The organism is Cytobacillus firmus, assembly GCF_023612095.1.
In the GTDB taxonomy this organism is placed as follows: domain Bacteria; phylum Bacillota; class Bacilli; order Bacillales; family Cytobacillaceae; genus Cytobacillus.
The window spans coordinates 3,099,661-3,118,952 of record NZ_CP086235.1 but is presented as its reverse complement, the minus strand read 5'-3'; the positions used below and the strand labels follow the sequence as shown (position 1 = coordinate 3,118,952).

General features: G+C 40.6%; 17 protein-coding genes and 2 pseudogenes. 17 read left to right on the top strand and 2 right to left on the bottom strand.

Going from position 1 to position 19,292, the window contains the following annotated elements; genetic code table 11:
• Nucleotides 1-21: 21 nt before the first annotated feature.
• Nucleotides 22-1,236 carry a nucleotidyltransferase gene (locus LLY41_RS15640; RefSeq protein WP_304585820.1) on the bottom strand — a complete coding sequence of 405 codons (1,215 nt, stop codon included), beginning with the start codon at nt 1,234-1,236 and terminating at the stop codon, nt 22-24.
• A 229-nt stretch (nt 1,237-1,465) separates the two neighbouring features.
• Here LLY41_RS15640 and LLY41_RS15635 point away from each other — a divergent pair, with 229 nt between their 5' ends.
• The 4 genes from LLY41_RS15635 (at nt 1,466) to LLY41_RS15620 (ending at nt 3,912) form a co-directional block, all read left to right on the top strand.
• A complete protein-coding gene (locus tag LLY41_RS15635) occupies nt 1,466-1,990 on the top strand; it encodes a YceD family protein (RefSeq protein WP_095244131.1) in 525 nt (174 codons plus the stop codon).
• 118 nt (nt 1,991-2,108) lie between these two features.
• Nucleotides 2,109-2,282, top strand: a complete 174-nt coding sequence (gene rpmF / locus LLY41_RS15630) for a 50S ribosomal protein L32 (protein ID WP_009791160.1) — start codon at nt 2,109-2,111, stop codon at nt 2,280-2,282.
• 133 nt (nt 2,283-2,415) lie between these two features.
• Entirely contained in the window at nt 2,416-3,174 is a 759-nt protein-coding gene (locus tag LLY41_RS15625; protein ID WP_095244132.1) for an enoyl-CoA hydratase/isomerase family protein, read from the top strand.
• Between the two features lie 108 nt (nt 3,175-3,282).
• A complete protein-coding gene (locus LLY41_RS15620; protein WP_304585819.1) occupies nt 3,283-3,912 on the top strand; it encodes an RsfA family transcriptional regulator in 630 nt (209 codons plus the stop codon).
• Between the two features lie 74 nt (nt 3,913-3,986).
• On the opposite strand, the pseudogene LLY41_RS15615 reads toward LLY41_RS15620, so the two are convergent.
• A pseudogene (locus LLY41_RS15615) lies at nt 3,987-4,461 on the bottom strand (N-acetyltransferase).
• A 264-nt stretch (nt 4,462-4,725) separates the two neighbouring features.
• On the opposite strand from LLY41_RS15615, the gene LLY41_RS15610 reads away from it, so the two are divergent.
• The 13 genes and pseudogenes from LLY41_RS15610 (at nt 4,726) to LLY41_RS15550 (ending at nt 19,292) form a co-directional block, all read left to right on the top strand.
• Nucleotides 4,726-6,069 (top strand): acetyl-CoA carboxylase biotin carboxylase subunit, encoded by a 1,344-nt coding sequence (locus LLY41_RS15610; RefSeq protein WP_304585818.1) that lies wholly within the window; start codon nt 4,726-4,728, stop codon nt 6,067-6,069.
• Nucleotides 6,070-6,084: 15 nt separating this feature from the next.
• Entirely contained in the window at nt 6,085-6,297 is a 213-nt protein-coding gene (locus tag LLY41_RS15605) for an acetyl-CoA carboxylase biotin carboxyl carrier protein subunit (protein WP_304585817.1), read from the top strand.
• A gap of 113 nt (nt 6,298-6,410) precedes the next feature.
• Complete coding sequence (locus LLY41_RS15600) at nt 6,411-7,952, top strand: acyl-CoA carboxylase subunit beta (RefSeq protein ID WP_095244136.1); 1,542 nt, start codon at nt 6,411-6,413, stop codon at nt 7,950-7,952.
• Between the two features lie 186 nt (nt 7,953-8,138).
• A complete protein-coding gene (locus LLY41_RS15595) occupies nt 8,139-9,032 on the top strand; it encodes a 2-dehydropantoate 2-reductase (RefSeq protein WP_095242267.1) in 894 nt (297 codons plus the stop codon).
• Between the two features lie 10 nt (nt 9,033-9,042).
• A complete protein-coding gene (locus LLY41_RS15590) occupies nt 9,043-9,429 on the top strand; it encodes a DUF3397 domain-containing protein (RefSeq protein ID WP_311315724.1) in 387 nt (128 codons plus the stop codon).
• A gap of 143 nt (nt 9,430-9,572) precedes the next feature.
• On the top strand, nt 9,573-11,207 hold the full coding sequence (gene bshC, locus LLY41_RS15585; RefSeq protein WP_304585816.1) for a bacillithiol biosynthesis cysteine-adding enzyme BshC: 1,635 nt from the start codon (nt 9,573-9,575) through the stop codon (nt 11,205-11,207).
• A 278-nt stretch (nt 11,208-11,485) separates the two neighbouring features.
• Nucleotides 11,486-11,917: a division/cell wall cluster transcriptional repressor MraZ gene (gene mraZ / locus LLY41_RS15580; RefSeq protein ID WP_009330903.1), complete on the top strand. Its 432-nt coding sequence runs from the start codon at nt 11,486-11,488 to the stop codon at nt 11,915-11,917.
• A 111-nt stretch (nt 11,918-12,028) separates the two neighbouring features.
• Nucleotides 12,029-12,961, top strand: a complete 933-nt coding sequence (gene rsmH, locus LLY41_RS15575) for a 16S rRNA (cytosine(1402)-N(4))-methyltransferase RsmH (protein ID WP_095242269.1) — start codon at nt 12,029-12,031, stop codon at nt 12,959-12,961.
• 33 nt (nt 12,962-12,994) lie between these two features.
• Complete coding sequence (locus LLY41_RS15570) at nt 12,995-13,192, top strand: hypothetical protein (RefSeq protein WP_304585815.1); 198 nt, start codon at nt 12,995-12,997, stop codon at nt 13,190-13,192.
• Nucleotides 13,159-13,359: a cell division protein FtsL gene (gene ftsL, locus LLY41_RS15565; RefSeq protein ID WP_304585814.1), complete on the top strand. Its 201-nt coding sequence runs from the start codon at nt 13,159-13,161 to the stop codon at nt 13,357-13,359. Before LLY41_RS15570 ends, ftsL begins: the two co-directional genes overlap by 34 nt.
• On the top strand, nt 13,359-15,581 hold the full coding sequence (locus tag LLY41_RS15560; RefSeq protein ID WP_304585813.1) for a penicillin-binding protein: 2,223 nt from the start codon (nt 13,359-13,361) through the stop codon (nt 15,579-15,581). The genes ftsL and LLY41_RS15560 overlap by 1 nt, the downstream gene beginning before the upstream one ends.
• Before the next feature lie 98 nt (nt 15,582-15,679).
• Nucleotides 15,680-17,595, top strand: a pseudogene (locus LLY41_RS15555) (stage V sporulation protein D).
• A 236-nt stretch (nt 17,596-17,831) separates the two neighbouring features.
• Complete coding sequence (locus LLY41_RS15550) at nt 17,832-19,292, top strand: UDP-N-acetylmuramoyl-L-alanyl-D-glutamate--2,6-diaminopimelate ligase (protein WP_304585812.1); 1,461 nt, start codon at nt 17,832-17,834, stop codon at nt 19,290-19,292.

Here is a 19,292-nt window from a genome sequence, read left to right as displayed (position 1 = left end):
TAAAGAGTCAGAAGAACAGATTTAGTCAACCATAATAGGAGGCTGGTTAAATTCCTGCTGCAGAAGACTTCGGTCCTCAGCAGCCTGCATGCCCATTGCATATACGCGGGAGGCTTTAATATCCAGATGAAGCTGTTGTGCAGCATGCGATGAAATTCTTGATATCAGCGGAAGCTTTAAGTCAGACTTATGCATGTTTAAATACTTCCTGCCATTCCTGGACATCCCCAAAAGACGAAGATAATCCGCTTTTGATGGTTTATTGGGCATCTCTGTTTTTTCCGTATTTGTTAGGATGTGTACACAAGCCCGCTGAAGTCTTGTCCATGTGTACCTCTTTGTTTTAATCTTTTCCATGAACTGCTGAAAGCTTTCTGCCTGAATTGCTGCTGATAAAAACCTATGCTCCAGGCCTTCTTCCATTTCATAAATGCATCTTAACTGTTCCGGCTGTAGATGGATCAGGCGGAATTTTAAAAAGGGCCAGTATTGTTCCCATTGATGAAACGCACCATACTCTCTTTTATATTGAAGTAAACCCTGATATGTAGTTTCCGGAACATACTGGCGAATGGATTCGATTTCTCCACTCCCGCTAAAAAGTGCTTTTCTTATGCTTGTCGCACTTGCTATAGATTCAGAAGAAAATTGTTCGTCATGATAGCCTGCGCTTTTTCTTGCAACTGTAAAAAGCTGCATAGATGAATTGATCCTGCGGGCGGAATTTAAATATTGAAATCCAAGAATGTTATTCGGTTTTGAAAGGTCAACCAATTCATCCTCAGGGTTCAAGTCAAGGAATGCCATGGATGCTGCTTTTGGATAGCTGACTCCCGCATCCAGGTGTACTCTGAGCTTTTCCTGGTAGGCAGCATGATGTTTTCCGAGAAATGACAGCGTTTGGTGAAAGCTTTCCATATTGCCGGATTCACTCCCGAAGCATAAGCTGCTGCAGCCGGCTGCTTCGAGAATGGATACGGCTCCGCTTGCGAAAATATCTGCCTGCTGCACAGCAAACTGGTAGGGAAGTTCAAAGACAATATCAGCACCAGCCTTTAGTGCCAGTTCAGCCCGTTTCCATTTGGAAACTAACGCAGGTTCTCCTCGCTGCAGAAAGTTGCCGCTCATGACCGCAATAATGGTTTCTGCACCTGAAATATTTTTGGCCTGCTCCAAATGGAAGGCATGGCCATTATGAAAAGGATTATATTCTACAATTACACCTGTTGCTTTCATATTGACATACTCCTCAAAAAGGTTTAAAAAGATATGTATTGGAAAAAGTATTAAAAGAAAAGCGGGAGAGCATTGTCCAATAAACAAAATCTCTAAATCCCGCAAAAAAACTTTTTACTAAAGAAGCCTTCAATAGTATGATAATAGCTACATTATAGTGTAAAGAAAAAATATTGACAAATAATTATAGGAAGGCTATAATTACCTTTGTTGCCTTGGGGTGATTCGTATGAAATGGACTTTAAGTCAGTTACAAAAATATCGAAGCAAGGACTTTCCCATTGATGAAATTGTCAATGCTGATGAGGTCATGAAATTGAATCCGGAAATACGCGGTGCATCACCAATGCATGTGACTGGCCGTGCGGATACAGATTCTGCCAAAGTGACTTTTCATTTAACTATAAAGGGTCATTTAATACTGCCTTGTTCTCGTACTTTAGTTGACGTAAATTATCCAATTAATGTTGAAACAACTGAAACTTTCTTATTAAAAGGTCCTGATTATGAGACCGAAGAGGAAGTTCACCAGGTAAAAGGGGATGTGATTGATTTAAATCCGATCCTTCATGAGATCCTTTTACTCGAAGTCCCAATGCAAGTTTTCTGCGAAGACAGCAGTGAAGAGGGAGCTCCGCAATCCGGTAAGGATTGGGAGGTCATTCATGAGCAGGATAAACAGGATAAAGTAGATCCTCGTCTTGCTGGACTTGCTCAATTTTTTGATCAGAATGATCCTTCTTCCGATTCATAACGGAAGAAAAACAAGAAGCACTTGAAGACACCAGCTTGCTCTGGCCTTCATAACTTTCTTAATGGGTTTGTCCAATTCCTATGGACATCCTCTAATACTCTTTAAGGAGGTGGGAAGAATGGCTGTACCTTTTAGAAGAACATCTAAAACTGCGAAGAGAAAACGTCGTACCCATTTTAAATTACAGGTTCCTGGTATGGTGGAATGCCCAAACTGTGGTGAAATGAAACTTGCTCACCGCGTTTGCAAAGCTTGCGGAACTTACAAAGGAAAAGAAGTAGTTAACGACTAATCCTTTAGATACAAAGCACAAGAACTTAGTTCTTGTGCTTTTGTCGTTTTTCGATTTATATATTATAAGTATAAAGCTATCTTTACTTTTGCAAATATTAAAAATAGTTTAATCAAAAATTTTGGAGGTAGCCATGAAACCTTACATAATTGAAGAATATGAAAATGGCCTGTTAATTTTCAGGATTAACAGGCCCGAGAAAAGAAATGCCGTAAACTATGAGGTTATGGATGGTCTTGAGACCGCAGTACATATGGCTGGTAAGAAATCAGTTAAGGCGCTTGCGATTACGGGTGAGGGAGACCAGGCTTTTTGCTCAGGAGGGGATCTATCTTCCTTTCACAGTTTAAAGACAGAAAATGAAGCTTTTGGAATGCTAAGCAGAATGGCTGCTATTTTAAAAAAATTACTATTCTTGCGTAAACCAACTATTGCCATATTGAATGGAACAGCTGTCGGCGGAGGCTGTGAACTGGCTGCTGCATGTGATTACAGAATTGCTAAAGCAGGAATAAAAGCAGGTTTCATTCAGGGAACTTTAGCCATAACAACCGGCTGGGGAGGCGGTTCCATTATTATGGAAAAGATGCTTCCTGCCAATGCCATGAGAATGCTGATGGAAGGAAAGTTATATAATGAAAAGGAATTAAAAGAATTAGGTTTCGTACATTCAGTCTTTCAGGGGGATTCAACCGATGGGTGTCTGCGTTTTCTGGAAAGAATGCTTAGACTTGAGAGTGAGGTATTGGAAGCTTATAAAGATCTTCTTGTAAATAAGTGGGAGAAAGCAGGCTTAGAAGAGAGAATTGACCAGGAAGTCCGCAGCTGTTCTGTTTTATGGGAGGGAGAAGCACACCATGCCAAAGTTGACAGCTTTCTGAATAAGTCATAAGCGTATTCTTTGCGGGGATGAATAAAGTTGCATTTTATAATATGATATCAGTCTATCTTTTCTAGCATTGGCATATGTATAAAGAAAAACACTAGGAGGGATACACTGATGTCTTCAACCCGTCAGGATGCTTGGTCTCAAGATGAAGATTTACTTCTTGCAGAAGTTGTGCTCCGTCATATACGTGAGGGAGGAACTCAGCTGCAGGCATTTGAAGAAGTTGGCAAACAGTTAAGCAGAACCGCGGCTGCCTGCGGATTTCGCTGGAATTCTTATGTAAGAAAACAATATAAATCAGGTATTGAATTGGCAAAAAAGCAGAGAAAAGAAATGAAGAAAAACCCGCATGCTGCTGGAAGTGAAAAAGACCTTCATGCAGTTCCTGAGGGAAAGGCGGGAAAAAGCGAAAACACAGTGCAGGCGATTAATACGGAAATCGAGTTTGATGAATTAGTCGGCTTTCTGAAAGCTTTATATGAGAATGCTCAGAAACCTGTACCTGCAGAAGATCCCGGTGCTTTGAAACGCATTCAGGAGCTGGAGAAGCAAATGTATTACCTGGCTGCGGAAAATGAGAAATTAATTAAAGAATTAAATACGCTGGAACAGGATTACAAAGCACTGGTAGAGATTATGGAAAGTGCAAGAAAGCTTGTTGGGCTTAAGGACGGAAGCCGTCACAAAAACTTGAAATTTACTGTAAATCCTGAAATAAAGCCTGAAAAGGTTGAGAAATAGATGATTGTAAATAGAAATAAGCGGACTTAAATTTGTCCGCTTATTTCTATGCATTTATAGCAGAAGATAGCTGCTTAATGAGTTTGTTCTTTAACACCAGCCGGGAACCAGGCAAGCGGATTCTCTCCCAGGTCGCGTTCCATATCATAATGAACGGGTTCAAATCCCATCTTCTCCCAGAAAGCCTTTGATTTCACACGCGGATTTGTTTTAATAGGAAGTCCAAATCCTTTTGCAAATTCTACAAGTGATTGTCCATAACCTTTGTTTTGATAATCAGGCAAAACTTCAAGCTTCCATAGCTCTAAATAATCCTGTGCAGGTTCGAAATAGCGGTCGAATCTTGCCTCAATCTGGTAAAGGCTCATGCGTGCAACAAGTTTATCCCCGAAGTAAATACCATAAAATGGAGACTCAGCTGTCGTTTTCGATAATATTAGCTTCAAGGTCTTCAAGCATGGAAAGCTCCTGCAATCCATATTCTTTAAATTTCTTAAACTCTTCCAGAGTTTTATAATTTACCTTTAATTTTTCAACCTTATAGTTCATAAAATCTCCCCCTTAGCCATCGGTGTGTAGGACTTCTGTGGATGAAAACGCTTTATAATACCTTCCTTTAAAGTTGAAAGGTTTCTTCTTTGTCTATTATTATATAACAAGTAAACAAAAAATTCTGCACATATGGAAAACTTAATATATTTTTAGTTTTTTTATAAAAATCAGAAAGCGTTTACAAAAATAGCAGGAAATAAGCAGAAGATTGTAGAAATATATATTATTGCAGGATTAATACAAGTAGAAAGGGGCCAGACTGTGCAAAAAATTCTGATTGCCAACAGGGGAGAAATTTCTTTAAGAATCATAAAAACCTGCCGTGAAATGGAAATTGAAACTATTGCCATATATTCTGATGCAGATAAAGACCTGCCATTTGTTAAAGAAGCTACATATGCTTTCCATATTGGTGAGCCGCCTGTCAATAAATCTTATTTGAAAACAGATGCCATTCTAGAGATTGCCAAAAGGGAAAAGGCAGATGGAATTCATCCGGGGTATGGTTTTTTGTCGGAAAATGCCGGCTTTGCAAGAGCGGTAATTGATGCAGGGATTGCTTTTATTGGACCGGATCCGGAAACGATTGAATTGATGGGGGATAAAATTGTATCCCGCAAAACCATGAAGGAAGCAGGAGTGCCGGTTGTCCCGGGTAGCGGAGAGGGAACCTCCACCCTCGAGGAAGCATGCAGGCTTGCTGATGATATGGGTTACCCAGTCATGCTGAAGGCAAGTGGTGGAGGCGGAGGAATTGGTATGGTGCGCTGTGAAAATGAGCAAGCGCTCGCTAAGTCCTTTGCCTCAACCAAGTCCCGTGCCAAAGCTTATTTTGGTTCTGATGAGGTTTTTGTAGAAAAGTATATAGAAAATGCCAGACATGTTGAAATACAGGTATTTGGTGATCATCATGGGAATATCGTCCACTTATTTGAAAGAGATTGCTCTATACAGAGGAGACATCAGAAGGTAGTGGAGGAATCACCATCTCCTTTCCTTTCAGAGCAAACAAAGCAAAAGATGTATGATACAGCTTTGACTGCTGCCAGAGCAGTCGGTTATAAAAATGCCGGTACTATTGAGTTCATTGTAGATGAACAGGAGAATTTTTATTTTCTTGAAATGAATACAAGACTTCAGGTTGAGCATCCCGTAACTGAACAAGTGACCGGACTTGATCTTGTCGAATGGCAGCTCCTTGCAGCAAGAGGGGAAAAGCTTCCTCTAGAACAGAACAGAATAGAGCAGCAGGGCCATTCGATTGAATTTAGGCTATATGCAGAGGATCCTGTAAGCTTCATGCCTTCACCTGGAAAATTGTCAAAATTTGAATGGGCAGATTCCCCGGGAGTACGAGTAGATTACGGTTATGCTTCAAATACGGCAGTCAGCCCATTTTATGATCCTATGATCGCTAAATGCATTATCTATGGACAATCAAGGGATGAAGCAATCAAAAATGCACTGCAGTTCTTTGATGGACTGAAAATTGAAGGTATTAAAACGAATGCCCCATTATTTAAAGAGATTTTAAAAGATGAAGATTTCCGTAATGGAAATTATTCTACATCCTATCTAACCCAGAAGGCTTTTGCCGTTAACTAAAAGGAGGAAATAACAATGAAAGAAATTACATCATCAATGGCAGGTACTGTATTAAATGTGTTGGTCGAAGCGGGTCAGGAGGTTAGTGCCGGACAGGAAGTACTAATGCTTGAATCCATGAAAATGGAAATTCCAGTTGAAAGCGAAACTGCTGGAAAAGTTGCTGAAGTGAAGGTCAGCATAGGAGATTTTGTTAACGAAGGCGATGTGCTGGTTGTATTTGAATAAGCAGGCATGGACACACATGACAAGGGGCTGCTGCTAAGCCCCTTTGCTCCGTGTAACTATCTGTCTTTCGGGTTTTGTCTATAATTGGATATTTAGAATTGAGGAGGATGGGAATGACTACTGCAAAGACATTAACTGAGACGCTCCAGGAAAGAAGCCGTGTAATAGAAGCGGGCGGACATCCAAAATATCATGAAAAAAACGAAGCACAAAACAAACTATTTGTCAGAAGACGGCTTGAACTTTTGTTTGATGACGGATTCTATGAGGAAGATGGAAAATTTGCGAACTGCCAGGAAAATGACCTTCCTGCAGATGGAGTAGTTACTGCAGTTGGAAAAGTCAACGGCCAGACCGTTTGCGTAATGGCGAATGACTCAACAGTAAAAGCCGGCTCCTGGGGTGCTAGGACGGTTGAAAAGATCATCCGTATTCAGGAGACAGCAGAGAAGTTGAAAGTTCCGATTCTATACCTGGTTGACTCTGCCGGTGCCCGTATTACCGATCAGCTTGAAATGTTTCCGAATAGACGCGGAGCAGGAAGAATTTTTTATAACCAGGTAAAGCTTTCAGGCATGATACCGCAGATTTGCCTCCTTTTTGGACCATCTGCGGCCGGCGGAGCATATATACCTGCATTTTGTGATATTGTTATTATGGTAGATCAAAATGCTTCTATGTATCTTGGATCACCAAGAATGGCAGAAAAGGTTATCGGGGAGAAGGTTACCCTGGAAGAAATGGGCGGCGCCCGCATGCATTGTTCTGTCAGTGGATGTGGAGATGTCCTTGCTTATAGTGAAGAAGAGGCTATTGAGTCAGCAAGAAGGTATTTGGCATATTTCCCGGCAAGCTTTAAAGAAAAACCTGAGAGAGTGGAAGCCGTCATGCCAAAATCCGGTCGTGCTCTTGAAGAAATCATCCCAAAAAATCAAAATGCCCCATTTGACATGTATGAGTGTATTGATTCCTTAATTGATGAAGGCAGCTTTTTTGAAATTAAGAAGCTTTTTGCTGCGGAACTGATTACCGGACTTGCCCGAATAGGAGGAAGACCTGTAGGTATTATTGCCAACCAGCCAAAGGTTAAAGGCGGCGTTTTATTTGTGGATTCTGCGGATAAAGCAGCGAAGTTTATTCAGCTTTGTGATGCTTTCCATATCCCTCTGTTATTCCTGGCGGATGTCCCTGGGTTCATGATCGGGACGAAGGTTGAAAGAGCCGGAATTATCCGTCATGGTGCCAAACTTATTGCTGCCATGAGTTCTGCAACAGTTCCGAAAATCTCCGTTGTTGTAAGAAAGGCATATGGAGCCGGATTGTATGCAATGGCTGGTCCGGCATTTGAGCCTGATTGCTGCATAGCATTGCCAACAGCACAAATTGCAGTAATGGGACCTGAAGCAGCAGTAAATGCTGTTTATTCCAATAAAATCAATGCGATTGAAGATCCAAAAGAAAAGATTAAGTATGTTCAGGAAAAACAGCAGGAATATAAAGAAACAATTGATATCTACAAGCTTGCCTCTGAATTAATTGTTGACGATATTGTTGCACCTTCAGATTTAAGAAATGTTTTAATTAACCGATATACTCTTTACGAGACTAAAGAACTAACATTCAGCGTCCGGAAACATCCAGTTTATCCGGTATAATACTCATCATTAAAAAACCCTTTTTTCGATTTTCGAAAAAGGGTTTTTTTTAAAGGATTTAAAGGATGGAAAATGGAATTAAGAAATAACTATTAGATTTCATGTTAAAAATATATTCCATTTTACCCATGAATTTATCTTATTTTGTTAAAATATGTTTAAAAAGTAAAAATGGTGGAGTCTGTTATGAAAATAGCTATTATCGGAGGAGGCGCTGTCGGCCTTCTGTTTGCCCATTACTTAAATGAAAATCATGATGTGCTTATCTATGTTAGAAACAGCGATCAGCTGAATATGCTTCGCGAAAATGGACTTACAATCGAGAGAAATGGAATCCTCAGCAATACCCGCATTAAGGCGTGCCATTTTAGTGAGTGGAAGGGGGAAGAGGATTTAACAATCATTGCGGTTAAGCAATACAGTATTCCTGAATTGACAAAAGATTTATTGAAGATGAATGCTTGCAAATCCGGATCATTTTTGTTTCTGCAAAATGGGATGGGGCACTTGAAGTGGGCAGAAATGCTGGAAGCTGATAACCTTTTTGTGGGCAGCGTTGAGCATGGTGCTTTAAAGACGGAGTCTGATACTGTGCTGCATACGGGGGTTGGAGTCACAAAAGTGGCAGCATTAAAGGGAGATATGGATTTTTTGAGGAAAATATCCGATTCGGCATCTTGCTTTTTTCCATTTACTTTCATCGGAGATCATCTGGAAATGCTAATTCAAAAATTAATCGTCAACAGTCTGATCAACCCTCTCACTGCAGTTCTCCGTGTTAGAAATGGTGAACTGCTTTCGAATAAATATTATTATCAGCTATTTTTAAAGTTGTTTGACGAAGTAAGTGCCATATTAAATATCACTGATAAGACAGCTGCTTTAAGCCACGTGAAAAGTGTCTGTGAGGAAACAGCGATGAACAGATCCTCGATGCTTAAGGATATTGAAGAAGGCAGGGAAACTGAGATAGATGCTATTTTAGGCTATATCCTCAAGGAAGCTGAAATGAAGAAGATGTCTGCTCCGTATACAGAAAGTCTTTATTGTCAGATTAAAGGCAGGGAGAGGGGGAAATAAGTTGAACACTGTGTTCTCAAGCCTGATTGCAACACTGGTGACTATACCGCTGCTCGGGTATCTGGCTGTTTTTATAATCAGCAAACAAATTACAAAAAAACATAAAAAATCTGTACATATTGCCTTGGATGTAAGCACTTTTTTATTTATATTGTCGGTTCACTATTTAATTATTGTTATCTGGGACAAATCTTTTCTCTGGATGATTATTCTATCCCTCCTCATTACAGCTGTCATTTTTATTATCATTCATTGGAGAATTAAGCATGAAATTAATATGCGTATCTTATTTAAAGGATTCTGGAGATTTAATTTCCTGCTCTATTTAACTGCTTATATCATCTTGATGCTAATCGGTCTTGTTCAAAGGGTAACTTCCGTTGTTTTCATACCTTAATAAACAGGTTTATAAACATTATGATTTAACATTTAGAATTGAAGCATTTAGGTAAGCAAAGTTTTTTTCTTTTCAATTAAGACAATGCTATACTCATAAGATGAAAATCAAAATTGATCAGCTATGAGAAAGGAAGTTCATTAATGGAGATTCTTAATCTCTCATTACCGGCAACAAACCGGTTTGCAACAGATTATATTGCACAAACAGAAGAACTTATGCAGTTTTTCCACTATCGTTATAATTCGGATTCTGATTATAAAGCAAGGTTAGCTGAACTGAAGGGCCGTTCGTTTATGAGAAAAGAACTTTCTCAATATATTGGAGAGTTTATGGATCGTTTTCCTTCTTCCCCGGCAGTTCATGACTCGCTAAATAAGCTTAAGCAAGAAAATAGTGCTGTGATTATCGGAGGGCAGCAGGCAGGGATTTTGACGGGACCTCTTTATACTATACATAAAATCATCTCAATCATTCATCTTGCAAAAAAGCAGGAAAGTAAGCTGGGTATTCCAGTTGTACCTGTTTTCTGGATTGCAGGCGAGGATCATGACTATCAGGAAGTAAATCACATTTTCATCGAGAAGAATAATAAATTGGAAAAAATGACTTATCCTGAAAAAGTCCTGGAGAAGAAAATGGTATCAAATGTCCCTTTGAACGGTGAAAAGTGCAGGGCATGGGTGGAAGACATCATTGAAACTTTTGGAGAGACCGAACATACAAAAAATATCCTTTTGATATTGGAAGAAATAATTATGCACTCCCATACGTATGTGGATTTCTTTGCAGGCATTATCATGCATCTATTTAAAGAAACAGGGCTTCTTCTGGTTGATTCCGGGGACCAAAGGCTCCGCAAACTTGAAAGCAGTATTTTCGGCAAACAGATCAAAGGCTTTGAAGAAATCACAAACCGTGTGAAAAGCCAGCAGCAAAACCTGGAGAATTCGGGATTTCCAAATGCCATTGATTTAAGTGATAATGCTGCCAACCTGTTCTATTATGATGAAAAGCATAAGGAAAGGATTCTACTGGAGTTCAATCAGGATAAAAAGGTATTTACAGGTAAGGAATGCTTCCATGAATTTACCATGAATGAGCTTCTGGAGATTGCAGAAACTCATCCGGAAAGACTCAGCAATAATGTGGTGACAAGACCGATCACTCAGGAATGCCTGTTTCCGGTTCTTGGCTTTATAGCCGGGCCTGGCGAAATTGCTTATTGGGCAGAACTGAAAATGGCATTTGAATGGTTTGGGATGAAAATGCCTCCTATTATGCCACGTTTAAATATAACTTTTTTAGAACGGTCTGTAGAAAGTGATTTGGACGAATTAGGACTTGATTTACAGTCTGTGCTCATTTCAGGAACAGAAGAAGTGAAGGAAGTTTATCTAGAGAGTACTAAAAATGAAAGTATAGAAGACCAGTTCCGTAAAACAAAAGAGCAGTTAAAACAAAATTATGAGCTTATTGAAGAGCTTACATTAAAAGATGTTAGTGCCCTTCTTCCACTGTTGAAGAAAAATGAAGAGCTTTTATTAAAGCAGATAGATTTCATGGAGAATAAAATACAGAAATCCATACAGCAAAAATATGATGTGGTCATTAAAAAATATGAAAAAGCTGAAAACTCCCTTAGACCGGGCGGCATTCCTCAGGAGAGAGTGTGGAATATTCTGTATTACCTTAATAAATATGGGACAGATTTTCTTGAAGAATTGCTCCATTTCTCGTTTGATTTTGATGGGACACACAAAGTCATAAAAATTTAATATTCGCCATTATTCTAAGGACCTTATCCATTCGGATAAGGTCCTTTTCTATATGAAAAAGAAGGTGAAACCTCTTTATCGCCTGGCATTTACCCCTTGAAAAACCTTGTGAAAAAACAGTAAAGAGTTTAAAGAAAATGTAATAAAAAGACGAACGGAAAATGCGTGAATACCTTATAGGAAGCAGGATTTTAAATGTAGTGGTAGAATAATTAAAAACATGTGGAGGAAAGTGGGGGATTGTGGTACATTTGAGTTAGAAAGTGGGTGCAGTGGGTATGTTCATGGGTGAGTTCCATCACAACGTTGATAACAAAGGCCGTCTCATCGTGCCATCCAAGTTTCGTGATAACCTGGGTGAAACATTTGTTTTGACACGCGGGCTTGATCAATGTTTGTTTGGCTACCCCATGGATGAGTGGAGGCAGCTTGAAGAGAAATTAAAAGGCCTTCCCCTTACTAAAAAAGATGCCCGTGCTTTTACCCGTTTTTTCTTTTCAGGTGCCACTGAATGTGAAATAGATAAGCAAGGAAGAATAAATATTGCTTCCCCGCTTCTGCAATATGCAAAATTGGAAAAAGAATGTGTAGTGCTGGGCGTTTCCAATCGGATCGAGATATGGAGCAAAAATCTTTGGGAAGACTATTTTGCAGAATCAGAGGAATCTTTTGCTGATATTGCGGAAAATATGATTGGGTTTGATATATAATGGGAATGTTTTAGTAATATAATTTCCCGTGAAACAAAGATACTTGTTTAGCTCCGGATGCTTACATTGCGTCTTGTGCTTCTCTGATTGGAAAGGTGGATTCATTCAACAATGTTTGAACATACAACAGTACTATTAAAAGAAACAGTAGAAGGCTTAAACATCCATCCAGATGGTGTGTATGTGGATTGTACGCTGGGCGGAGCAGGCCACAGTAAATTAATTCTTTCCCAGCTGTCTGAAAAAGGAAAGCTATACGCATTTGACCAGGATGACACAGCAATTGCACACGCGAAAGAAAAACTGGCTGAATATGGTGACAGAATCACGATTATCAAAAGTAATTTTAAGTATCTTCAAGAAGAGCTTGAAAACCTTGGTGTTTCTAAAGTGGATGGTGTTTTATATGATCTTGGCGTTTCTTCACCTCAGCTGGATACACCTGAAAGAGGATTCAGTTATCATAATGATGCCCCGCTTGATATGAGAATGGATACCGGTGCTGATATTTCCGCTTATGATGTGGTAAACAGCTGGGAATATGGTGAACTTGTGAAAATCTTCTTCAGGTATGGTGAAGAGAAATTCTCAAAGCAAATTGCGAGGAAAATTGAAGCGGCAAGGGAAGTTTCTCCAATAGAAACAACAGGCCAGCTGGTAGAAATTATTAAAGAGGCCATTCCTGCACCTGCCAGGCGAAAAGGCGGACATCCCGCCAAGCGTGTTTTTCAGGCAATCAGAATAGCTGTTAATGATGAACTAGGTGTATTTGAAGATTCTCTGCACCAGGCTATTGACATATTAAATCCCAATGGAAGAATCAGCGTAATTACGTTTCACTCACTGGAGGACCGAATTTGTAAAGCTGCCTTAAAAAAAGCCAGCGAAACACCAAATCTGCCTCCTGGCCTGCCGATTATTCCAGATGAATATAAACCAATCTTAAAGTTAATTAACAGAAAGCCGATTCTGCCTTCAGAGGAAGAGCTGGAACATAATAATCGAGCAAGGTCCGCAAAGCTGAGAATAGCAGAAAAGCTTTAATCGAATAGAGAATAAAATTACAGGAGGGGAATTATGAGCAATTTAGCCCGAAAAATACAGGAAGAAAAACAATTTGATGTTCAAACCCAGCCCGTACAGGCCCCAAAGAAATTAAAAACAAAAAAGTCCTGGCTTTCCCCGGCGAGAAAATACTGGGACTTGCTTTCACTGGCATTGTTTGTTTTGGTGCAGTGCAAATGGTTTCAAATCAGGCGGCCATTTACGAAGTAAACAAAGAAATTCAGCAAACAGAAGAAGCAATCCAAACGCAGACCAAAGTGAATACAGATCTTAGCATGCAAGTGAGCGAATTAAGTACATACGAACGCATTAAAGCGAAAGCTGAAGCAATGGGTCTCAAATTCAGCGGAAATAATGTCAAGGTCGTGGAAGATTAATGAAGAAACAGCCAAATATCAATTTTGGAGCAGCGATATTATTTTTAATATTCAGCCTGCTCTTTTTTGTATTAATTTTTCGCTTTGTTTCTATTCAGGCAACAGGTGAGGCAGCAGGCCACGCACTTGCGGCTAAAGCCCAGCAGAAATATGAACGCGAAAAGACCATTCAGGCCAAAAGGGGCACCATTTATGACCGGAATGGAGAGGTCATTGCCGAGGATACGATTTCTTACAAGCTTGTAGCAATCCTGGACAAAGACATGAAACCTGATTATGTGAAAGACCCCGGAAAAACAGCAGCCGCGCTTTCGAAAGTTATTGACCTGGAAGAGTCAGAGATTTACAGGATTTTAACAAAGAAAACAAAAGATGGAGATAAACCATTCCAGGTTGAATTTGGAAAAGAGGGCCGCGATCTTCCGTTAAAGACAAAAAGAGAAATAGAAGATATGAAATTGCCCGGGATTACATTCATAACAGATTCCAAGCGGTTTTATCCAAATGGGGTCTTCGCCTCGCATTTAGTCGGGTATGTTGAAAAGAAAAAATCAAAAACCAATAAGACCGATACAGTCGGGATGCTGGGCCTCGAGCAGAGCTTAAATAAGGTGCTCACAGGAAAAGATGGGAAATTCAGCTATGAAAGTGATATATGGGGCTATCTGCTTCCTAATGGAGATCAAAAAATCCAGCCTGCTCAAAATGGCAAAGATGTGTATCTTACGATCGATAAGAAGATCCAGACTTTTCTCGAAGATTCTATGAATAAAGTAGACGAGGAATATCAGCCGAAAAAAATGGTTGCAGTAGTCGCTGATGCTAAAACAGGTGAAATTTTGGCAATGGGACAGAGGCCATCCTTTCATCCTAAAACAAAGGAAGGCATCGAAGACACCTGGCATAATGAAGTGATTGAGAACTCATTTGAACCCGGATCAACCATGAAGATTTTTACTTTGGCTGCTGCCATTGAGGAGGGTGAGTTTGATCCGAATGAATGGTATAAATCAGGAAGTTATAAAGTGACCGAAAATTCACCGGCTATACGGGACCATAATCAGGGACGCGGCTGGGGATCGATTACTTATCTTGAAGGTGTTCAGCGTTCATCGAATGTGGCTTTTGCCAAAATAGTGAAAGAAAAACTTGGGTATGAAAAATACAGGGAATATATAACAAAGTTCGGTTTTGAAAATCCGACGGGAATTGACCTGCCGAATGAAACGGGCGGAAAGATCGCTTATGAGTGGCCGCTTGATAAGGTAACTACGGGATTTGGACAAGGTTCGGCCATTACGCCTATTCAGCAGATACAGGCAGCCACTGCCATCGCGAATGACGGCAAAATGATGCAGCCGCATGTAATCAGCAGTATTGTTGATAGCGATAAAAAGGAAGTCGTGAAAAAAACAAAGCCGAAAGTGAAGGGAAATCCTATTTCTGCAGAAACGGCAAAGAAAGCCAGGGATATCCTGGAAACAGTTGTGTCTTCTGAAAAAGGAACAGGTTATAAAAGGTATAATATCGAAGGCTACGAGGTTGCCGGAAAAACGGGGACTGCCCAAATCCCCGATCCAAATGGCGGGGGATATTTAACAGGTCATGAGAATTTCATCTTCTCGTTTTTAGGAATGGCGCCAAAAGATGATCCTGAACTGATCATCTATGTAGCGGTCCAGCAGCCGGAAATTGATCTCAGTACAAATGGTGCAGAACCTGTTGCTAAGATTTTTACACCGGTAATGAAAAGCAGTCTGCAATATTTAAATATAGAACCGGCAAAAGAACTAAAGGCAAACTCGGAACATGCGCCTGAAGTTGAAGGAAAAACAGTTGAGGAAGCAAAAGCACATTTAAAAAAATCCGGATTTGAGGCAATAGTGCTGGGAAAGGGCACCAAGATACAAAGGCAGGTCCCTGGCAATATGTACAATTTGCTTGAAGGCGAACGAGTGATTTTAAAGACAGATGGTGAATTAACAGTGCCTGATATGTCTGGATGGTCTCTAAGGGACGTCATGAAGGTAGCGAAGCTTGCTGACTTAAAGCTTAATACTGTTGGAAGCGGATATGTGGTGAAACAAAATCTAAAAGCCGGTTCTGTACTTAGGGAAGGTGACTATTTAATAGTCGAACTAGAGCATCCTGCTGAGAAATATAATGAGGAGAACCTCAAATCAGAAGAGCAGCAGGAAGAAGAGGAAACAGTGCTTGATTAATTGGGGAACGTACTGCCGGATGTGCGGCAGTGCGTTCTATTCGTTTTGGTACAAGCATATATTGGAACGAGCCATAATTTAAGGAGGTTCGTCCGTAGATGCGTGTTTCAAATGTAACCGTTCGAAAACGGCTGACTGCAGCGTTGTTTGTTGGTATTCTCGTTTTTTTTATAATTGATTTGCGTCTGGGATATGTTCAGTTTTTTCTGGGGAATATGCTTACAGATGGCGCAAAGGAGCTCTGGAGCAGAGATATCCCCTTCGAACCGGAAAGAGGAGAAATCGTTGACCGAAATGGTGTTCCACTGGCTACGAATGTCAGTGCTCCAACTGTCTATGTTGTACCCAGACAAATCAAAGATCCTGCAGATGCTGCAGAGAAATTGGCTGCAGTACTGAATATGTCAAAGGAAAAAGCCTACGAGCTTATCACCAAAAAGGCATCAAGTGTGAAGATTCCTCAAGGCAGAAAGATTTCCCATGAAAAAGCGAAAGAAATCCGTGCATTGGGTATTGAAGGAATTTACATTGGTGAAGATTCAAAACGCCATTATCCTTTCGGTAATTACCTATCTCATGTTCTGGGGTTTGCGGGTATTGATAATCAGGGTCTTATGGGCCTTGAGTTATATTATGATGAAAAGCTAAAAGGGAAAAAGGGTTCTGTTAAGTTTTATGCGAATGCAAAGGGAGAGCGCATGAACGATATGGCGGATGACTATAAGCCGCCGGTTGATGGAATGGACTTAAAGCTTACCATCGATTCAAAGATACAGACTATTGTAGAAAGGGAGCTTGATATAGCTCAGGCGGAATATAATCCTGATGGAATAATTGCAATTGCCATGAATCCAAATAATGGAGAGGTTCTTGCGATGTCCAGCAGACCGGATTTTGACCCGGCGAATTTTAAAAATGTTCCTCCTGAGATCTACAACCGTAATCTGCCGATATGGAGTACATACGAGCCAGGTTCAACATTTAAAATCATTACTCTGGCAGCTGCATTAGAAGAGGGAAAGGTAAATTTGGAAAAAGATCATTTCCACGACCCGGGATCTGTTGAAGTTGGCGGTGCCAGACTGAGATGCTGGAAAAAAGGCGGACATGGCAGTCAGACTTATCTTGAAGTAGTACAGAATTCCTGCAATCCCGGCTTTGTAGAGCTGGGTGAAAGATTAGGCAAAGAGTCACTATTTAAATATATCCGGGACTTCGGGTTCGGCGAAAAGACCGGTATCGACCTTCAGGGAGAGGGGAAAGGGATCCTGTTTAATCTCGATCGGGTTGGCCCAGTCGAGCAGGCAACCACTGCTTTTGGTCAGGGGGTTTCCGTTACCCCGATTCAGCAGGTAGCAGCCATTTCAGCTGCGGTTAATGGGGGAACATTATATACGCCTTATATAGCAAAAGAGCTTATAAATCCAGCAACAGGTGAAGTATTGATGAAAAAATCGCCTGATGCAAAAAGAAAAGTAATTTCAAAGGAAACATCTGATGAAATCCGCAAAGCGCTTGAGTCAGTTGTGGCAAAAGGATCAGGAAAAAAAGCGTTCGTTGATGGATATCGTGTTGGGGGAAAACGGGGACTGCACAAAAAGCGCAAAATGGCCGGTACCTGGAAAATAACCATATCGTATCATTCATAGGGTTTGCACCTGCTGATGATCCTCAGCTCGTCGTGTATGTGGCTGTGGATAATCCAAAAGGAACCGTTCAATTTGGGGGTGTTGTAGCTGCTCCGATTGTAGGGGAAATCATGGGGGACAGCCTGCGCGCGATGGGTGTAAAGCCCCGCAAAAATCAAATTGAAAAAGAGCTGACATGGATGGATTCCCCAATGATTGAGGTTCCTGATATGGTAGGTATGACAAAGAAAGACCTTGGGGAACTATATCTTAACCTGAAAATTGATGCCAGCGGGACAGGGAATACGGTGGTAAAACAAACGCCGCAGCCGGGCATTAAGTTAAAGGAAGGTTCAACGATCCGCCTGTATTTTGATAATAAATAAGATAAGGAATGAGGGCGGCTTCCTCTGCGCCGCCTGAATTTTTTTGTTTGTAAGGAAACTGTAACATACTTTCGTGGTTCTGCTTCTATATATAAAATAGCTAAAAAAGCAATTATCCTGTACAATATATATCGCCATCATTTAGAATGTTGTTTTGATTATATTTATTTATTTTGACCAGTTTCATTAAAAAAGGGAATAGTTTGCTCTGTTTTAACATGAGAGGAATGGTAAAGATGGAATTACATAGACTGCTGCGATTTTTACAGCCTTATATGACATATAAAGGTGAAAACCCTGAAATCACAGCGATTGTTAACGATAACCGGAAAGTTCTGCCTGGAAGTCTGTTTGTTTGCATTGAGGGCTATACGGTAGATGGCCATGATTTTGCAGCTTCTGCTGCCGAAAAAGGTGCAGCAGCTGTTGTTGCCCAAAAAGAACTGGACTTGGATATCCCGGTTATAGTAGTTAAAAATACAAAACGGGCGTTGGCCGTGCTGGCTGATGCTTTTTATGGACAGCCGAGCAAGCAGCTTCATTTAATTGGCATAACAGGGACTAATGGCAAAACAACAACAAGTCATTTAATTGAAAAGATTCTTGCAGACGCAGGAAGAAAGACCGGCTTAATTGGCACGATGTATACGAAGATTGCCGATGAAACTTTTGAAGTGAAAAATACTACTCCTGAAAGCCTGACTCTGCAAAGCACATTTAGAAAAATGGCAGATGCCGGTGTGGATTCAGCTGTAATGGAAGTGTCTTCTCATGCACTTGTTGAAGGCCGTGTTCATGGCTGTGATTTTAATATAGCCGTATTTACGAACCTGACACAGGATCACCTGGATTATCATAAAACGATGGATGAATACAGGAGAGCAAAAGGGCTGTTGTTTGCCCAGCTTGGAAGCGCCTATAATCATGGAGAACCGAAGTATGCCATTTTAAATTCAGATGACCCTGCTTCTGCAGAATATGAAAAATCGACGGCTGCTCATGTCATTTCCTATGGAATTGATCAGGAAGCTAATCTGCGGGCCGTTAATATTCAAATGACTGCTGCCGGTACGGAATTTGACTTAATCTCTCCATTCGGAAAGCATAAAGTTTCTTTAAAAATGATAGGCAAGTTCAGCATCTATAACGTCCTTGCCAGTATTGGAGCAGGTATCGCTGCAGGGATATCAATCTCTCAAATCATTAAATCTGCAGAAGAAGTTAAAGGTGTAGCCGGCAGATTTGAAACCGTAGATGCAGGCCAGGATTTTTCTGTGATCGTTGATTATTCACATACTCCGGACAGCCTGAAAAATGCACTGGAAACAGTAAAGCAATTTGCACAGAAGCGCATTTTCGCCATCGTGGGCTGCGGAGGAGACAGAGACAGATCCAAACGTCCGCTTATGGCTGAAATTGCATGCCAGTACAGTACAGACCCAATCTTTACTTCAGACAATCCGAGAAGTGAAGACCCGATCCAAATCCTGAGGGATATGGAAGAGGGAGTAAAAGAAGAAAGTTATAAAGTAATCGTCGATCGAAAAGAAGCCATTCACTATGCGGTGAAAAAAGCCAGTGCAGGAGACGTTATTTTAATAGCAGGAAAGGGTCATGAGACCTATCAGATTGTAGGCAGCCATGTTTTTGATTTTGATGACCGTCTGGTGGCAAAAGAGGCTATAGAGGAGCGATAA